The following is a 236-nucleotide window of genomic DNA, read 5'->3' as shown; positions in this document are numbered from 1 at the left end:
CGCTGCCGTACGGGAAGTGCTGCTCGCGCTTGTCCAGGGTCGCGAAGCTGGTCCCGGCGTAGGTGGCCTCGCAGCCGAGCACGCGGTCCAGTTCCAGCGGGTGGCCGACCGAATCGTGGATGGTCAGCCAGGTGTGCGAGGGCTCCAGTACCAGGGCGTACTTCCCCGGCTTGACCGACGGCGCCTTCAGCTTCTCCTGCGCCTGCTTCGCCGCCGCGATGGCGTCTTCCTTCAAG

At 68.2% G+C, this 236-nt stretch carries 1 pseudogene; it reads right to left on the bottom strand.

Features of this window, described 5'->3' with window-relative positions:
* Positions 1-236 (bottom strand): annotated as a pseudogene (locus tag ACQG3P_RS23725) (TldD/PmbA family protein); the annotation flags it as partial.

The organism is Stenotrophomonas sp. SrG, from assembly GCF_050031795.1.
GTDB lineage: Bacteria > Pseudomonadota > Gammaproteobacteria > Xanthomonadales > Xanthomonadaceae > Stenotrophomonas > Stenotrophomonas rhizophila_A.
Note: the sequence above shows the minus strand (reverse complement) of the source record. Positions and strands in the feature narration are given on the sequence as shown.